The 15,219-nt window shown below is 69.4% G+C and carries 14 protein-coding genes; 8 read left to right on the top strand and 6 right to left on the bottom strand.

The annotated features are described in order from the left end of the window. Positions 1-89 precede the first annotated feature (89 nt). On the top strand, positions 90-1,097 hold the full coding sequence (locus GKQ77_RS03920) for a LacI family DNA-binding transcriptional regulator (protein WP_219687283.1): 1,008 nt from the start codon (positions 90-92) through the stop codon (positions 1,095-1,097). A gap of 22 nt (positions 1,098-1,119) precedes the next feature. Here GKQ77_RS03920 and GKQ77_RS03925 read toward each other — a convergent pair whose 3' ends face one another. Beyond that, positions 1,120-1,704 carry a TetR/AcrR family transcriptional regulator gene (locus GKQ77_RS03925; RefSeq protein ID WP_219687284.1) on the bottom strand — a complete coding sequence of 195 codons (585 nt, stop codon included), beginning with the start codon at positions 1,702-1,704 and terminating at the stop codon, positions 1,120-1,122. A gap of 188 nt (positions 1,705-1,892) precedes the next feature. Between GKQ77_RS03925 and GKQ77_RS03930 the strand changes: the two genes are divergently transcribed. From GKQ77_RS03930 to GKQ77_RS03960, 7 genes are all read left to right on the top strand, one after another. Next, positions 1,893-2,279: a VOC family protein gene (locus GKQ77_RS03930; protein ID WP_219687285.1), complete on the top strand. Its 387-nt coding sequence runs from the start codon at positions 1,893-1,895 to the stop codon at positions 2,277-2,279. Between the two features lie 224 nt (positions 2,280-2,503). Further along, a complete protein-coding gene (locus GKQ77_RS03935; protein ID WP_219687296.1) occupies positions 2,504-3,091 on the top strand; it encodes a SigE family RNA polymerase sigma factor in 588 nt (195 codons plus the stop codon). Beyond that, the gene (locus tag GKQ77_RS03940; protein WP_219687286.1) at positions 3,088-3,966 is read left to right on the top strand and encodes a hypothetical protein; all 879 of its coding nucleotides are present in this window, start codon (positions 3,088-3,090) and stop codon (positions 3,964-3,966) included. Before GKQ77_RS03935 ends, GKQ77_RS03940 begins: the two co-directional genes overlap by 4 nt. A 107-nt stretch (positions 3,967-4,073) precedes the next feature. After that, complete coding sequence (locus tag GKQ77_RS03945) at positions 4,074-4,904, top strand: pectate lyase (protein ID WP_219687287.1); 831 nt, start codon at positions 4,074-4,076, stop codon at positions 4,902-4,904. Between the two features lie 161 nt (positions 4,905-5,065). Then, positions 5,066-5,275: a hypothetical protein gene (locus GKQ77_RS03950; RefSeq protein WP_219687288.1), complete on the top strand. Its 210-nt coding sequence runs from the start codon at positions 5,066-5,068 to the stop codon at positions 5,273-5,275. Between the two features lie 205 nt (positions 5,276-5,480). After that, positions 5,481-7,988, top strand: a complete 2,508-nt coding sequence (locus GKQ77_RS03955) for an alpha-L-arabinofuranosidase family protein (protein ID WP_219687289.1) — start codon at positions 5,481-5,483, stop codon at positions 7,986-7,988. Positions 7,989-8,025: 37 nt separating this feature from the next. Beyond that, positions 8,026-9,099, top strand: coding sequence for a glycoside hydrolase family 43 protein (locus GKQ77_RS03960; protein ID WP_219687290.1), 1,074 nt, complete (start codon positions 8,026-8,028; stop codon positions 9,097-9,099). Between the two features lie 36 nt (positions 9,100-9,135). Here GKQ77_RS03960 and GKQ77_RS03965 read toward each other — a convergent pair whose 3' ends face one another. From GKQ77_RS03965 to GKQ77_RS03985, 5 genes are all read right to left on the bottom strand, one after another. Next, a complete protein-coding gene (locus GKQ77_RS03965; protein ID WP_219687291.1) occupies positions 9,136-10,290 on the bottom strand; it encodes an aldose epimerase family protein in 1,155 nt (384 codons plus the stop codon). Between the two features lie 50 nt (positions 10,291-10,340). Further along, positions 10,341-11,573, bottom strand: coding sequence for a multiple monosaccharide ABC transporter permease (gene mmsB, locus GKQ77_RS03970; RefSeq protein ID WP_219687292.1), 1,233 nt, complete (start codon positions 11,571-11,573; stop codon positions 10,341-10,343). Positions 11,574-11,580: 7 nt separating this feature from the next. After that, positions 11,581-13,143: a multiple monosaccharide ABC transporter ATP-binding protein gene (gene mmsA / locus GKQ77_RS03975; RefSeq protein WP_219687293.1), complete on the bottom strand. Its 1,563-nt coding sequence runs from the start codon at positions 13,141-13,143 to the stop codon at positions 11,581-11,583. After that, entirely contained in the window at positions 13,140-14,258 is a 1,119-nt protein-coding gene (chvE, locus tag GKQ77_RS03980) for a multiple monosaccharide ABC transporter substrate-binding protein (RefSeq protein WP_219687294.1), read from the bottom strand. Before chvE ends, mmsA begins: the two co-directional genes overlap by 4 nt. A gap of 3 nt (positions 14,259-14,261) precedes the next feature. Further along, a partial coding sequence (locus tag GKQ77_RS03985; RefSeq protein ID WP_219687295.1) for a hypothetical protein occupies positions 14,262-15,219 on the bottom strand: 958 nt, incomplete at its 5' end.

The following is a 15,219-nucleotide window of genomic DNA, read 5'->3' on the forward strand; positions in this document are numbered from 1 at the left end:
CAGGCCAAGGGAGCATCCATAGGGTCGATCGCACCGTCCCGCCGGGCCGGTGCGATCGACCCGACCGAGCCCCAACCCAGGAGAGCCGCATGGTCACCCTCGCCGAGGTCGCCAGGCACGCAGGGGTCTCGGCCAGCACGGTGAGTTACGTCCTCAGCGGCAAGCGGTCGATCTCGACCGGCACCCGGGAGCGCGTCGAACGCAGCATCCAGCAGCTCGGCTACCACCCGAACGCGGGCGCCCGCGCCCTGGCGAGCAGCAGGTCCCACGTCATCGCCCTGATGATGCCGCTGCGCACCGACATGTACGTGCCGGTGATGATGGAGATCGCCGTCGCCGTCGCCACCACCGCCCGCGCCCACGGCTACGACGTACTGCTCCTGACCGGCGACGAGGGCCCGGCGGCCGTGCGCCGCGTCACCGGCAGCGGGCTCGCCGACGCCATGATCCTCATGGACGTCGAACTGGACGACGAGCGGCTGCCGCTGCTGCGCGACAGCGAGCGCCCCGCCGTCCTCATCGGCCTGCCCGCCGACACGACGGAACTGACCTGCGTGGACCTCGACTTCGTGGCGACGGGCGCGCTGTGCGTGGAGCACCTGGCGGGCCTCGGCCACCGTGACGTCGCCTTCATCGGCGAGCCCCCCGCCGTCTACGAACGGCACACCGGTTTCGCCGAGCGCACCCTGGAGGGGCTGCGCGGCAAGGCGGCCGAGCTGGGGGTGCGGCTGCTGCACCGGCCGTGCGAGGCGGGGCACGGGCCGACGTCCGCCACGCTCGCGCGAGTCCTCGACGAGCGGCCGGGCACCACGGCCTTCATCGTCCAGAACGAGTCGGCCGTCGAGCCGCTGCTCGGAGCGTTGCGCCGGCGGGGCCGCGCGGTCCCCGAGGACGTCTCGGTCCTCGCGATCTGCCCCGACCAGGTGGCACTCCAGGCGTCCGTACGGCTCTCATCGGTCTCCATCCCCGCCGGGGAGATGGGCCGCAGGGCGGTGGAGCGGATCGTCGCCAAGCTGGCGGGACACGGCGAGGACGACGTCTCGCTGATCCCCCCGGAGCTGACGGTGAGGGCCAGCTCGGGGAACGCGCCCGGCTGAAGCGCGCCGGGGAGTCTCGCGGTCAGGCGGGGAGCGCCGGGTTCGGGGTGAGGACGCGGGCGAGGATGTCCTCGACCTCGGCGCGCGTGGGGGGCCGGGAGGCGGCGAGGCCGCGCAGGGTGAGACCGTTCATCACCGCGGTGGCGGCCCGCGCCGTGACCGGGTCGGTGTAGGGGAGCAGGGCGTTGGTGGTGGCCTCGGTGTACTGGTCCACCAGGGGGCGCAGGGCCGGTCGGCGCAGCGCGGCGAGGTACAGCTCCAGCTCGACCACCTCGTCGGCGCGCTGAGGTCCGAAGCAGCTCATGAGGGCGTCGGTCAGCAGCACGACGAGCTGGTTGCCGGTGAGGAGGGGGCGCTGGGCGACCCACTCTTGAAGCATGGCGGCGTAGCGCTCGTAGGCCCGCTGGAGCGCGGCCTGGATGAGGTCGTCCTTGGTGGCGAAGTGGTAGGTGGTGGCCCCCAGCGGCACGCCCGCCTCCTCGGCGACCGCCCGGTGGGTCAGCCCCTCGATGCCGCGCTCGGCGATGACGCGCTCGGTGGCGGCGGCGATCTCGGCGATACGGCGTTCGGGATCACGGCGGCGCCGCGGGGGGCTCTCGGGGGGCACGGTTCCGGGCTCCTGGGGGTGGGAACGGCTTCGTATAAGTACGTACGTACCGTACCGCTCGCTGGCCAGATCAGCGCGGTGGAGGCCGTCTACGTCGCTCTCATATGCCCGAATTGCGCATATACCGGTAGAGAGGTACCGTACATATGTACTGTTCAATTCCGGTCACTCGCCGAGAGGAAACGCTCATGGCTTTCGCACCCTGTTTCAGCGTCAAGGACACCGCCGCCAGCATCGCCTTCTACGAGAAGCTCGGCTTCACCGTGGACTCCAGCAGCGCGGAGGCCGGTGACGACATCCACATGCTGTTCCACGGCGGCGACTTCTGCGGAATGCTCTACAGCAACGCGCAGCTGAAGGAGTGGCTGCCCGTCCTCGCGGACACGCCCATCGGCTTCGCGGGCATGCACTACCTGGGTGTCGACGACATCCAGGAGGCGCATGACCGGTTCGCGCGGCACGCCGAGATCGTCAAGCCGCTCATCGAGCACAACGGCATGCGGCTCTTCTACTTCCGTGATCTCGACGGCTACGTCATTGGCGTCAACGAGAAGTCGGCCGTCACTCCCGGCTGACCGCCCGAACCGTAACAAGGGTCGTTCCTGAACTCGGCTCAGAGCGGCGGGAATTACGAAGGGGCGGCGATAGAGCGGGGCTGAGGGGCCCGTGAGCCGCTCGCCTTGACATGATCGCCAAGTAACACTGAGCATCGAAGCGCTTCGACAAAAGAGCCGCCATCGTCCGCCGAGGGGACCCGCACGTGACCGAGAGCCCGCCGCCGTCCCGCGATCCGGGACTCGTGCCGGACGAACGCGTCGCCCTCCCGCACCAGTTCGCGCCCGCCGCCGACCGGCTCGGCGCCGCCGAGTTCCACGCCTTCTTCGAGCGGCACTATGCCGAACTCGCCCGGCTGGCCGCCCTGTTGACCGGCGAGGCCGACGATGCGGACGATCTGGCGGCCGACGCGCTGCTCGCGCTCTGGCACCGCTGGGACCGCGTCCGCGCCGCCGACCACCCGGCCGCGTACGCCCGTGGGGTCGTCGCGAACATGGCGCGCAGCCGCATCCGCAGCGCCATGCGCGAACGCCGCCGCGTCATGCTCTTCTGGTCCGGCCGCGGCGAGGACGTGGCGGACCCGGACGTACCGGCCGTGGTCGACGTACGCGACGCGCTGCGCGCCCTGCCCTTCCGCAAGCGGGCCTGCGTCGTGCTGCGGCACGCCTTCGACCTCTCCGAGAAGGACACCGCGCAGGCGCTCGGCATCTCGGTCGGTACGGTGAAGAGCCAGACGTCGAAAGGAATGGCCGAGCTGCAACGACGCCTCGGTCCGCACACCGCATGGGAGCGCGTGCGCGCGGTCACGGCGGACACGGGGGGAAGCGCATGAGGGACGACGAGAACGACGTACGAAGGCAGCTGCGCGCCGCCGCCGACGCGCACCGGCCCGACCGGGAGCGCATGCTCGCCCGCGTCGAGCGCGGCATGGCCGGACGGGAGCGGACCGAGCGCCGCACACGGCCGCCCCGTGGGGCGGGCGCGTCCTGGCTGCGCGTGGTGACAGCGACCGCCGCCGTGGCCGGGGTCTGCGCGGTCGCCGGGTACGGCGTGGCCTCCGCGCTGCGCGGTGCGGAATCGGACGCGCGGTCCGTGGCCACCAGCTCGACGCCGGACGCGCCACCCGCCGCATCGGCGCACAGCCGCGCGCCCGCCCCGCCGCCGCCCCGCGAACCGAGCGGCACGCCCGACGCGCCCCCCGCGTCCGGCGCGCCGAAGTCCGGAGTCCCGAAGCCCGGGGCGTCCGGGGGGCCGAAGTCCGACAAGCCCTCGGCCCCCGCCGATCCGTCGCGCGGCGCCAGGACCGTGCCCGCGGCCGAGCTGCTGTGGGCGGACGGCTCCATCGACCCGGGCTCCAGCACGTACTGGTCGCAGAGCGACATCACCGTCAAGGCGAAGAAGCCGCTGACCGCGCTCACCGTCGAACTGCGCGTCGCCCGGGGCGGTGAGGTCGCCGACACCGGCAACTGGCGCTCGCTGCCCGCCGGTGACTTCGCTGTGACGGTGACGGAACGGGACGGCTCCCTCCTCTACCGGTGGACGCTCAGGGCGGGGCGGACCGTACCGGCCGGCGAGCACGTCTTCGCCGGGCAGTACGACCACCCTGAGGGAGCGCGCGACGCGCACGCCGACCGCTACACGGTCAGGGCGAGCACGGGTGACGAACGCGCCGAGTGGAAGGGCGACTTCGCCCCGAGCGCGGACTGATCAAAAGTCCGCGAAAATGATTCCGTTTACGGGGCAACCCTTCCGCGCGCGGTGGCGACCAGAAGACGCACTCTTCTGTTCACTCTGTCCCCAGAAGGAATCCGGACATGACTTCAACTTCGAACGGGCGCGTACGCCACCGCCGCAGCCACCTCCGGCGCCGCGCAGTCATCGGTGGCGCCGCCGCGCTGGGCCTGACCGGCGCCGCGCTCGTCGCCACCTCCCTCATGTCGACGGCGGGGGCGGCCACCGGCTGGCCCGAGGCCAAGGACGAGCAGCCCGTGTCCAGGACCATCGAGGTCTCCGGCACCCGTGACGGCGGCCTCAAGCGCTACTACGGCAGCGGCGCGCTCGGCGAGGACGGCCAGGGCGAGGGCCAGGACCCGATCTTCAAGCTGAAGGACGGGGCGACTTTGAAGAACGTCATCATCGGCGCGCCCGCCGCCGACGGCATCCACTGCCAGGGCAGCTGCACGCTCCAGAACGTGTGGTGGGAGGATGTCGGCGAGGACGCGGCGACCTTCAAGGGAACCTCGGCGGGATCGACGTACGCCGTCCAGGGCGGTGGCGCGAAGATGGCCAAGGACAAGGTCTTCCAGTTCAACGGCGCGGGCAAGCTGGTCGTCAACAAGTTCCAGGTCTCCGACTTCGGCAAGCTCGTGCGGACCTGCGGCAACTGCTCCAAGCAGTACCAGCGCCACGTCGTCATCAACGACACCGACATCACCGGCCCCGGCAAGTCGATCGTCGGCATCAACACCAACTACGGAGACACCGCCGCACTGCGCGCCGTCCGCATCCACGGCGACAGCAGCAAGAAGATCAAGACGTGTCTGCGCTTCACGGGGAACAACACGGGTGCCGAGCCGGTCGAGACCGGCAGCGGCCCTGACGGCAAGCACTGCAAGTTCACGGCGTCGGACATCACCTACAAGTAGAGGGGACCTTTACCTCAAGGTTCCGCCCGAACGGGTGTCGTAGGGGCCGCCCGTTCGGGTGACGTGGTGGGGTGAGGTCGTGTCGAGCGAGGCCGGACAGCGGCGTTTCAGGAATGTCTTTACGTACCCGCTGTACCGGAATCTCTGTTTCAAGGAGACACATGCGTCGCATTGCGATCACCCTCGCCGCCATCACCGCTGTGGGGTTCCTGTCGGCCGCCCCCGCGGTCGCCGATGACGCCCCGTACAGGGGTGGCTTCTCCTACTACAACATCGGTGGCCAGGACGGGCTCACCGCCGCCGATGGATACCACCACGGTTCGCGCGGCAACGGCTTCTCCCACCACCTGAACACGGGCAACCGCTGGTAACGACAGCCTGCCTGAAGCCACCGCGGAGCCCCGGCCGGGACATCGGCCGGGGCTTCGGCGTATGCCCGGGGTGGCACGGGGTTGGTCCCAGGCGTTGACGCGAGATCTCCTGAGTCTCTAAGTTTCCGTTCGAAGTGTTGACCAACGTCCGGTATTTCGAACATCTGGGGATGGCGTGACATACAGGCGCAGGGCACACAGACGCATGACGCACGGACGCACCAAGTCGAGACGGGGGAGATTCGCTCTCGTCGTCGGATCTCTCACCGCCGGGGCCCTGCTCGCCGGCACGCTCGGCGCGGGGCCCGGCGCGGCGGCCGAGCCGGCCGACTACACGATCGACGTCGACACGGCCCGCACCGGCGCGAGGATCGACGACTCGATGTACGGGATCTTCTACGAGGACATCAACCGCGCTGCCGACGGCGGACTGTACGCCGAACTCGTCCAGAACCGGTCCTTCGAGTACGAGCCCACCGACAACCGCTCCTACACCCCGCTGACCTCATGGGAGACCAAGGGCACCGCCAGGGTCCTGAACGACACCGGCCGGCTGAACGAGCGCAACCGCAACTACCTCTCCCTGGCGGCCGGTTCGTCCGTCACCAACTCCGGCTACAACACCGGCATCGCCGTCCAGCGGGGCAAGCGCTACGACTTCTCGGTCTGGGCCCGCGCCGACCGCTCCGGCGCGCCGCTCACCCTCACGCTGCACGACGCCTCGGGCGAGCTCGCGTCCGCCCGCCGGGTCACCGCGCGCGGCGGCTGGGCCCAGTACAAGGCGACCTTCACCGCCACCAGGACCTCGGCCGCGGGCCGCCTCACGGTCGCCTCGGGCGCCCCGGCCGCGCTCGACATGATCTCGCTCTTCCCCCGCGACACCTACAAGGGCCGCGAGAACGGCCTGCGCAAGGATCTCGCCGAGAAGATAGCCGCCCTGCACCCGGGCTTCCTCCGCTTCCCCGGCGGCTGTCTGGTCAACACCGGCAGCCACGAGGCGTACGACGAGAAGTCCGGCTGGCAGCGGGCCCGCTCGTACCAGTGGAAGGACACCATAGGCCCGGTCGAGCAGCGCGCCACGAACGCCAACTTCTGGGGCTACAACCAGAGTTACGGCCTCGGGTACTACGAGTACTTCCAGTTCGCCGAGGACACCGGCGCCATGCCGCTGCCCGTGGTCCCCGCCCTGGTGACCGGCTGCGGCCAGAACAAGGCCACCGACGACCCGGCCCTGCTCAAGCGGCACGTCCAGGACACCCTCGACCTCATCGAGTTCGCCAACGGCCCGACGAGCAGCGAATGGGGCAAGAAGCGCGCCGGGATGGGCCACCCCAAGCCGTTCGGCCTCACCCACCTCGCGGTCGGCAACGAGGAAAACCTTCCCGAGGAGTTCTTCGCCCGCTTCAAGGAGTTCCGCGCCGCCATCGAGGCCAAGTACCCGGAGATCACCGTCATCTCCAACTCCGGCCCCGACGACAGCGGTCCGGTCTTCGACAAGGCCTGGCAGCTCAACCGTGACGCGGACGTCGCCATGGTCGACGAGCACTACTACAACAGCCCGCAGTGGTTCCTGGAGAACAACGACCGCTACGACACCTACGACCGGCGCGGCCCCAAGGTCTTCCTCGGCGAGTACGCCTCACAGGGCAACACCTTCGGCAACGCCCTCTCCGAAGCCGCGTTCATGACCGGCCTCGAGCGCAACGCGGACGTCGTCAAGCTCGCCTCGTACGCCCCGCTGCTCGCCAACGAGGACTACGTGCAGTGGAAGCCGAACATGATCTGGTACGACAACGACCAGTCGTGGGGCTCGGCCAACTACGAGACGCAGAAGCTCTTCATGCGCAACGTCGGCGACCAGGTCGTCCCCTCCAAGTCGACCGGGACTCCCGCCACTTCGGGCCCGATTACCGGCGCCGTCGGCCTCTCCACCTGGGCGACGAGCGCCGCCTACGACGACGTCTCGGTGACCGGCGCGGACGGTCAGCCGCTCTTCTCCGACGACTTCTCCGCCGGTGAGGGCAAGTGGACCGAGGCGGCGGGCAGGGGCGAGTGGTCCGTCGAGGACGGGGCTTACGTCCAGTCCGACGAGGCCGCCGAGAACACCCTGGTGACGGCCGGTGACAAGGGCTGGCAGAACTACGACCTCAAGGTGCGGGCCACCAAGAAGTCCGGCAGGGAAGGCTTCATGGTCGCCTTCGGCGTCAAGGACACCGGCAACCACTACTGGTGGAACCTCGGCGGCTGGAACAACACCCAGTCCGCCGTGGAGAAGACCGTCGGCGGCGCGAAGCAGACGATGATCCAGGACTCCACCAGGATCGAGACGGGCCGAAGCTATGACCTGCGCGTCGAGGTGCGCGGCCGCCAGGTGACGCTCTTTCTCGACGGCGAGAAGTGGGGCTTCTTCACCGACGACAAGCCCGCCGAGCCGTTCCGCCAGGTCGTCACGCGCGACAAGGCGTCCGGCGACCTCATCGTGAAGGTCGTCAACGCGCAGGCGGCACCGGCCCGTACGAAGGTGAACCTCGGCCAGGGGGCGAAGGTCGCCGCGAAGGCGCGGGTCACCACGTTGGCGGCGGACCCGGCCGCCGAGAACACCAAGGACAAGACGCCGGTGAAGCCCGTCGACTCGGTCCTCACCGGGGTCGACGACTCCTTCTCGTACACCTTCCCCGCCCACTCCGTGACGTTCCTGAGGATCACGTCGTGAGCGGCTCCGGCAACACCACCCACGGAAAGGCCGACCAATGACGCAACAGCGCAGTGAACTCCCGGGGCGCAGGCTACTGTTGAAGGGCTCCCTGGCCGTCGGCGCCGCCGCTACGGGCGCCCTGGCCGCCACACAGGGCAGCGCCCGCGCCGCCACCCCGCGCGCCGCCACCAACCCCCTCGTCCGGCACCGCGCCGACCCCCACATCCACCGCCACCACGACGGCCGGTACTACTTCACCGCCACCGCACCCGAGTACGACCGCATCATCCTGCGCCGCTCCCGCACCCTGCGCGGCATCGCGACGGCCGAGGAGGCCGTCGTCTGGCGGCGGCACACCAGCGGCGACATGGCCGCGCATATCTGGGCGCCGGAGATCCACCACATCGACGGCAAGTGGTACCTCTACTTCGCCGCGGCCCCCGCCGACGACGTGTGGAAGATACGCATGTGGGTCCTGGAGAACGCCCACCGCGACCCCTTCAAGGGGACATGGACCGAGAAGGGGCGGATCGCCACGGCCTGGGACACCTTCTCCCTCGATGCGACCACCTTCACCTACGAAGGGGCGCGCTACCTCGCCTGGGCGCAGAAGGACCCCGGCGAGGACCACAACAGCGCGGTCTTCCTGTCGAGGATGGCCAACCCCTGGACGCTGACGGGCCCTCAAATACGGCTCACCACACCGAAGTACGATTGGGAGCGCGTCGGCTTCAAGGTGAACGAGGGCGCCTCGTTCCTCCAGCGCAACGGACGCGTCTTCATGACGTACTCGGCGAGCGCCACCGACGCCAACTACTGCATGGGGCTGCTCACCGCTCGGGCGGGAAGTGACCTGATGGACCCGAGGTCCTGGACCAAGTCGCCGCGGCCGGTCTTCACCAGCAGCGACAGGACGAGGCAGTACGGTCCGGGCCACAACTGCTTCACCGTCGCCGAGGACGGCCGCACCGATGTCCTCGTCTACCACGCCCGCCAGTACAAGGACATCGTCGGCGACCCGCTGAACGACCCCAACCGCCACACGCGTATCCAGCGCCTGGGCTGGAAGGCGGACGGCACCCCCGACTTCGGCGTCCCCGTGGCGGACGGGCCGCTCCCGGCGCGCTGAAGGACGCAGCGCTCAGCGCGCCGGGAGAGGTCGGACTCAGCGCGCTGAGAAGCTGTGCACCGTGCTCGACCGGTAGGTCTCGCCGGGCCGCAGCACCGTCGAGGGGAACGACGGCTGGTTCGGCGAGTCCGGGAAGTGCTGGGTCTCCAGGCAGAGGCCGTCGCCCTGGCGGTAGGTGCGGCCCGAGGGGCCGGTCAGGGTGCCGTCGAGGAAGTTCCCGGAGTAGAACTGCACCCCCGGCTCGGTCGTCGCGATCTTCATCGTGCGGCCCGATCCGGGGTCCCGGAGCGTCGCGAAGTGCTCGGGGCGGTCCGTGATCCCCTTGTCCAGGACCCAGTTGTGGTCGTAGCCCTTGGCGGTCACCAGCTGGGGGTGTGCGACGCGGATGTCCTCGCCGACGGTCTTCGCCCGCCGGAAGTCGAAGGGCGTGCCCGCCACCCTTGCGAGCGCTCCCGTGGGGATCAGTCCGGCGTCGGTCGGCGTGAACCGCCCTGCCTTCAGGGTCAGTTCGTGGTTGTAGATGCCACCGCTGCCCTCGCCTGCGAGGTTGTAGTACGTGTGGTTGGTGAGGTTTACGACCGTCGCCTTGTCGGTCGTGGCCGCGTAGTCGATCCGCCAGTCGCCGTGCGCGGTGAGGGTGTACGTCACCTTCACGCGCAGCGTTCCCGGGTAGCCCATGTCGCCGTCGGCGCTCACATGCCGCAGGACGACGCCGACGCCGGACGCGTCGGTGAACGGCTCCACGTCCCACACCCGCGTGTTGAAGCCCTTCGCCCCGCCGTGCAGGCTGTTCTCCCCGTCGTTGACGGAGAGCTGGTGGGTCCTGCCGTCCAGGGTGAAGCGGCCGCGGGCGATGCGGTTGCCGTAGCGGCCGATCAGCGCGCCGAAGAACGTGGTCCCGGCGGCGTACTCCTCCAGCGTGTCGTAGCCGAGGGAGACATTGGTGAACCGGCCTCGCCGGTCGGGCAGTTCGAGGGACTGCACGATGCCGCCGTAGGAGAGGACCTTCATCCGCGTGCCGCCGTTCGCCAGCGACCAGCGGTGCACCTTCGTGCCGTCGGCGAGCTTGCCGAAGAGTTCCTTCGTGGGGCGCCGTCCCGCCGTGGCGTGCGCGGTCCCCGCCCCGGCCGAGGCCGCGGCGATCCCGGCGGCGGCCGCCGCGGTGAGGACGGTGCGTCTGCTCGTTTCCATGTACGACTCCATCAGAGAAGAGGGACGAGGGGCTGGGCCGTTTCCGCCGCCTAGCGGCCGACCTTGCGCTTGTTCCAGACGTCGAAGCCGACCGCCGCGAGCAGCACGAGACCCTTGATGACCTGCTGGTAGTCCGTGCCGATGCCGACGAGCGACATGCCGTTGTTGAGGACGCCGAGCACCAGGCCGCCGATCACGGCGCCCATCACCGTGCCGACGCCGCCGCTCATGGAGGCGCCGCCGATGAACGAGGCCGCGATCGCCTCCAGTTCGAAGTTGAGCCCGGCCTGCGGGGTGCCCGCGTTGAGGCGCGCCGCGTACACACAGCCCGCGAGCGCCGCGAGGACGCCCATGTTGACGAAGACCAGGAAGGTGACGCGCTTGTCCTTGACGCCGGAGAGCTTCGCGGCGGCCTTGTTGCCGCCCAGCGCGTACACATGACGGCCCACGACCGCGTTGCGCATGACATAGCCGAGGGCGATCAGCAGCCCGCACATGATGAGCATGACGACCGGCACGCCGTGGAAGCTGGCCAGCGTGAGGGTGAACGCCACCACCGCCGCCGTCATCGCCACACACTTGGCCACCCACAGGCCGGTCGGCAGGACTTCGAGGTCGAACGCCAACTGCCGCTTGCGGTCCCGCCATTCACGGAAGAGGAGGAAGGTGATGGTGGCGAGGCCGAGCAGCAGGGTGGGGTTGTGGTACTGCGTGTACGGGCCCATCTCCGGGATGAAACCCTTGGCGATGTTCTGGAACCCGTCGGGGAAGGGGGCCAGCGACTGCCCCTCGAGGACGATCTGGGTGAGACCGCGGAAGAGCAGCATGCCGGCGAGCGTCACGATGAACGACGGGATGCCGACGTACGCGATGAAGAAGCCCTGCCAGGCCCCGGCGACCGCGCCGATCAGCAGACACAGGACGAGGGCGAGCACCCACGGCATGTCGTGCTTGACCATCATCACCGCCGACATGGCGCCCACGAAGGCCACCAGCGAACCGACGGACAGGTCGATGTGGCCCGCGATGATGACGATCATCATGCCGATGGCCAGGATGAGGATGTAGCCGTTCTGCTGGATCAGATTGGAGACGTTGTTCGGCAGCAGCAGTGTGCCGTCGGTCCATATCTGGAACAGGACGACGATGAAAGCCAGGGCGATGAGCATGCCGTACTGGCGCATGTTGGCGCGCATGCTGTCGAGCAGCAGCGCACCGGCCGACCGCGCGGCGGGCCGTGGCGCGGGGGACGGGTCCCGTGGGGGAGTGGTCGTGGTGGTCATGGCGGCCTCAGCTCTTGCTTCTGGTCTTGGTCATATGGCGCATCAGGACTTCCTGGGTGGCCTCCGCGCGCGTGACCTCGCCGGTCAGGCGGCCCTCGGCCATCGTGTAGATCCGGTCGCACATCCCGAGCAGCTCGGGCAGCTCCGAGGAGATGAACAGGACCGCCTTGCCCTGCGCGGCGAGCTTGTCGATGACGGTGTAGATCTCGTACTTGGCGCTCACGTCGATGCCTCGCGTCGGCTCGTCGAGGATCAGCACCTCGGGATCGGCGTGGATCCACTTGCTCAGGACGACCTTCTGCTGATTGCCGCCGGAGAGCCTGCCCACCTGCTCGAAGACCGTGGGCGCCTTGATGTTCATCGACTCGCGGTAGCGCTCGGAGACCTGCCGCTCGTGGTGTTCGTCGACCACACCGCGCCGTCGCATCCCCGGCAGGGAGGCCAGGGAGACATTGCGGTTGATGTTGTCGATGAGGTTCAGGCCGTAGCGCTTCCGGTCCTCGGTGACGTACGCGATGCCGGCGTCCACGGCCGCCGGGACCGTCTTGGTGACCACGGGCCGGCCGTTCACCGCCACGGTCCCGGAGACGTACTGCCCGTAGGAGCGTCCGAACACGGACATCGCCAGCTCGGTGCGGCCCGCGCCCATCAGCCCCGCGATGCCGACGATCTCGCCGCGCCGCACGGCAAGGGACACGTCGTCGACGACCGTGCGCTGGTGGTCGACCGGGTGGCGCACGGTCCAGCCCGACACGTCCAGGGCGAGCTCGCCCGCGTCGGCGCCCTCGTACGGGGTGCGGTCGGGGAAGCGGTGGTCGAGGTCGCGCCCGACCATGCCCCGGATGATCCTGTCCTCCGACAGAACCGCCTCGTCCGCCGGGGTCTGACGAACCGTCAGTGACTCGACGGACTGCCCGTCGCGCAGGATGGTCACGGCGTCGGTGATCTGCCGGATCTCGTTCAGCTTGTGCGAGATGATGATGCACGCGATGCCCTGCCCGCGCAGCTCCACGATCAGATCGAGCAGCTTCGCGCTGTCGTCGTCGTTGAGCGCGGCCGTCGGCTCGTCGAGGATCAGGAGCTTCACCTCCTTCGAGAGGGCCTTGGCGATCTCCACCAGCTGCTGCTTGCCCACGCCGATGTCGGAGACCGGCGTCTGCGGCTTCTCACGCAGCCCCACCCTCTTGAGCAGGGCGCTCGCCCGGCGCAAGGTGTCGTTCCAGTCGATGATGCCGCGCTTGGCCTGTTCGTTGCCGAGGAAGATGTTCTCGGCGATCGACAAGTAGGGGACGAGCGCCAGCTCCTGATGGATGATCACGATGCCGTGGCGCTCGCTGACGCGGATGTCCTTGAAGGCCATGGGCTCGCCCTCGAAAAGGATCTCGCCCTCGTAACTGCCGTGCGGGTGCACGCCGCTGAGCACCTTCATCAGCGTCGACTTCCCGGCGCCGTTCTCACCGCAGATCGCGTGGATCTCCCCGGGCCGCACGGACAGATGCACATCGGAGAGCGCCTTGACGCCGGGGAACGTCTTGGTGATCCCGCGCATCTCCAGAATGGGCGCGCTCACTTGAGCTGCCCCGCCGTGAAGTACCCCTCGTCCACCAGGAGCCGCGTGTTCGACTTGTCGACGCTCACCGGCTTCAGCAGGAAGGACGGCACGGTCTTCTCGCCGTTGTGGTAGTCCGTGGTGTTGTTGACCTGGACCTTCTTGCCCCGCAGGACCGCGTCTCCCATCTTCACCGTCTGCGCGGCCAGCTTGCGCGTGTCCTTGAAGACGGTCTGCGTCTGCTCGCCCCGGATGATCGACTTCACCGACGCCAGCTCGGCGTCCTGCCCGGTGATGACCGGCAGCGGCTGGCTCTTCGAGCCGTAGCCGGCGCTCTTCAGCGCGGAGATGATGCCGATGGAGATCCCGTCGTACGGCGAGAGCACCGCGTCCACCCGCTTGTCGCCGTAGCTCTTGCTGATCAGGTCGTCCATGCGTTTCTGCGCGGTGCCGCCGTCCCACTTCAACGTCGTGGCCTGCGTCAGCCGCGTCTGCTTGCTGCGCACGACGAGCTGCCCGCTGTCGAGGTACGGCTTCAGCACCTCCATGGCGCCGTTCCAGAAGTACTTGGTGTTGTTGTCGTCCGGGTCGCCCGCGAACAGCTCGATGGAGCGCGGCTCGTCGGCACCCTCGCCGGGCTTGCCGGGTTTGCCGAGCTTCAGCTTGTCGACGACGTACTGCCCCTGGAGCCGCCCGACGCGTTCGTTGTCGAACGACGCGTAGTAGTTCACGTTCTTCGTGCCGAGGATGAGACGGTCGTACGAGATCACGGGGATGCCCGCCTCCTTCGCCCGTTTCAGTACGTCGGTGAGCGCGGAGCCGTTGATCGCGGCGACCACCAGGAGCCGGTGCCCCTTCGTGATCATGTTCTCGATCTGGGCGACCTGGTTCTCCACCTTGTCGTCGCCGTACTGGAGGTCGGTGTCGTAGCCGGCCTTCTTGAACTGCGAGGCCATGTTCCTGCCGTCGGCTATCCACCGCTCGGAGGACTTGGTGGGCATGGCGAGGCCGATCGTGCCGCCCTTGCCGTTGTCGGGTTTGTACCGGCTGCCGCCCTTGGCCTCCTGGCCACAGGCGGCCAGCGAGGCGGCGAGCAGCGCGGCGGCGGTGGCGATGCCGAGAGTGCGGGTGCGCATGGGTCAGTCCCCTTCCGGGACGGCGAAGCGGCGCAGCTCACCCGGCAGCCGCGCACCGAGCGGTGACATGCCGCCGTCCGCGCCGTGCCGGGCCAGCAGATCCAGGGCGAGGCGGCCACGCCTGACCCGTTCCCGGGCCGTGGCGAGGGCATGGTCGCGTACGTGGGCGCCGTAGGGGTAGATGCCGGTGGCCTTCGAGAGGCCGAACTTCACATAGAGCGGGGCGCCGCGCCGGATCAGCTCGGCGACCTCGTACATCCGGATGTAGCCGCCGAGGTCGTCGGGCGCCTCGACGTACATGTCCATGGGGGCCCGGCTGACCCGGCGGATCTCGGTGAGGTGGGCCGGGCTCAGATCGGACGGCACATTGAGGGAGTCGGCGCCGAGCCGCTCGTACACCTCGTACGAGGCCGGGTTGACGGGGCCGGTCAGCGCGGACAGCTTGAAGGTGGTGTCGGCGGGCAGGACCCCGGCGGTGCGGAGCCTGTGCAGGGTCCACAGCACGCCCTCGTCGGCGACGAGCAGGCACTTGACGCCGAGCCCGGTGGCGCGTACGGCGTCCTCGACGCAGCCCGCGAGCGCGTCGTGCCCGCGGGCGCGCAGGCCCGCGCCGCCGGAGTCGGTGCGGGTGGAGGCGCCGATGTCCCAGGTGCCGCGCGGCCCGGTGAACAGACACAGCTCGATGTCGCGTGCGGCGCAGGCGTCCACCATCTCGGTGATCTCGACGTCGGTGAGCATCCAGACGCCGCTGCCCTGGCTGATCCGGTGGACGGGCACGTCGAGGCGGGCGCTCTCCTTCAACACCACGGCCAGGGCCTCGGGCCCCTCGACCGAGGGGATCTCGGTGCGCCAGGTGCCGCCGTCGGGAAAGGTGTGCGGCGAGGCGTCGGCCGGATCGACGGCGGGCAGGGGGTGCCCGATCCGGGTGAGGGCGTCGGCGCCGGGGCGCCGGGGGGCTGAC

Origin of the sequence: Streptomyces anatolicus (assembly GCF_019400875.1) — a bacterium.
Lineage (GTDB): Bacteria > Actinomycetota > Actinomycetes > Streptomycetales > Streptomycetaceae > Streptomyces > Streptomyces anatolicus.

Coding starts and splice junctions, on each gene's coding strand:
- mmsB (WP_219687292.1), bottom strand. CDS start 11,573: ATGACCACCACGACCACTCCCCCACGGGACCCGTCCCCCGCGCCACGG.
- GKQ77_RS03945 (WP_219687287.1), top strand. CDS start 4,074: ATGACTTCAACTTCGAACGGGCGCGTACGCCACCGCCGCAGCCACCTC.
- GKQ77_RS03920 (WP_219687283.1), top strand. CDS start 90: ATGGTCACCCTCGCCGAGGTCGCCAGGCACGCAGGGGTCTCGGCCAGC.
- chvE (WP_219687294.1), bottom strand. CDS start 14,258: ATGCGCACCCGCACTCTCGGCATCGCCACCGCCGCCGCGCTGCTCGCC.
- GKQ77_RS03960 (WP_219687290.1), top strand. CDS start 8,026: ATGACGCAACAGCGCAGTGAACTCCCGGGGCGCAGGCTACTGTTGAAG.
- GKQ77_RS03930 (WP_219687285.1), top strand. CDS start 1,893: ATGGCTTTCGCACCCTGTTTCAGCGTCAAGGACACCGCCGCCAGCATC.
- GKQ77_RS03965 (WP_219687291.1), bottom strand. CDS start 10,290: ATGGAAACGAGCAGACGCACCGTCCTCACCGCGGCGGCCGCCGCCGGG.
- GKQ77_RS03940 (WP_219687286.1), top strand. CDS start 3,088: ATGAGGGACGACGAGAACGACGTACGAAGGCAGCTGCGCGCCGCCGCC.
- GKQ77_RS03950 (WP_219687288.1), top strand. CDS start 5,066: ATGCGTCGCATTGCGATCACCCTCGCCGCCATCACCGCTGTGGGGTTC.
- GKQ77_RS03955 (WP_219687289.1), top strand. CDS start 5,481: ATGACGCACGGACGCACCAAGTCGAGACGGGGGAGATTCGCTCTCGTC.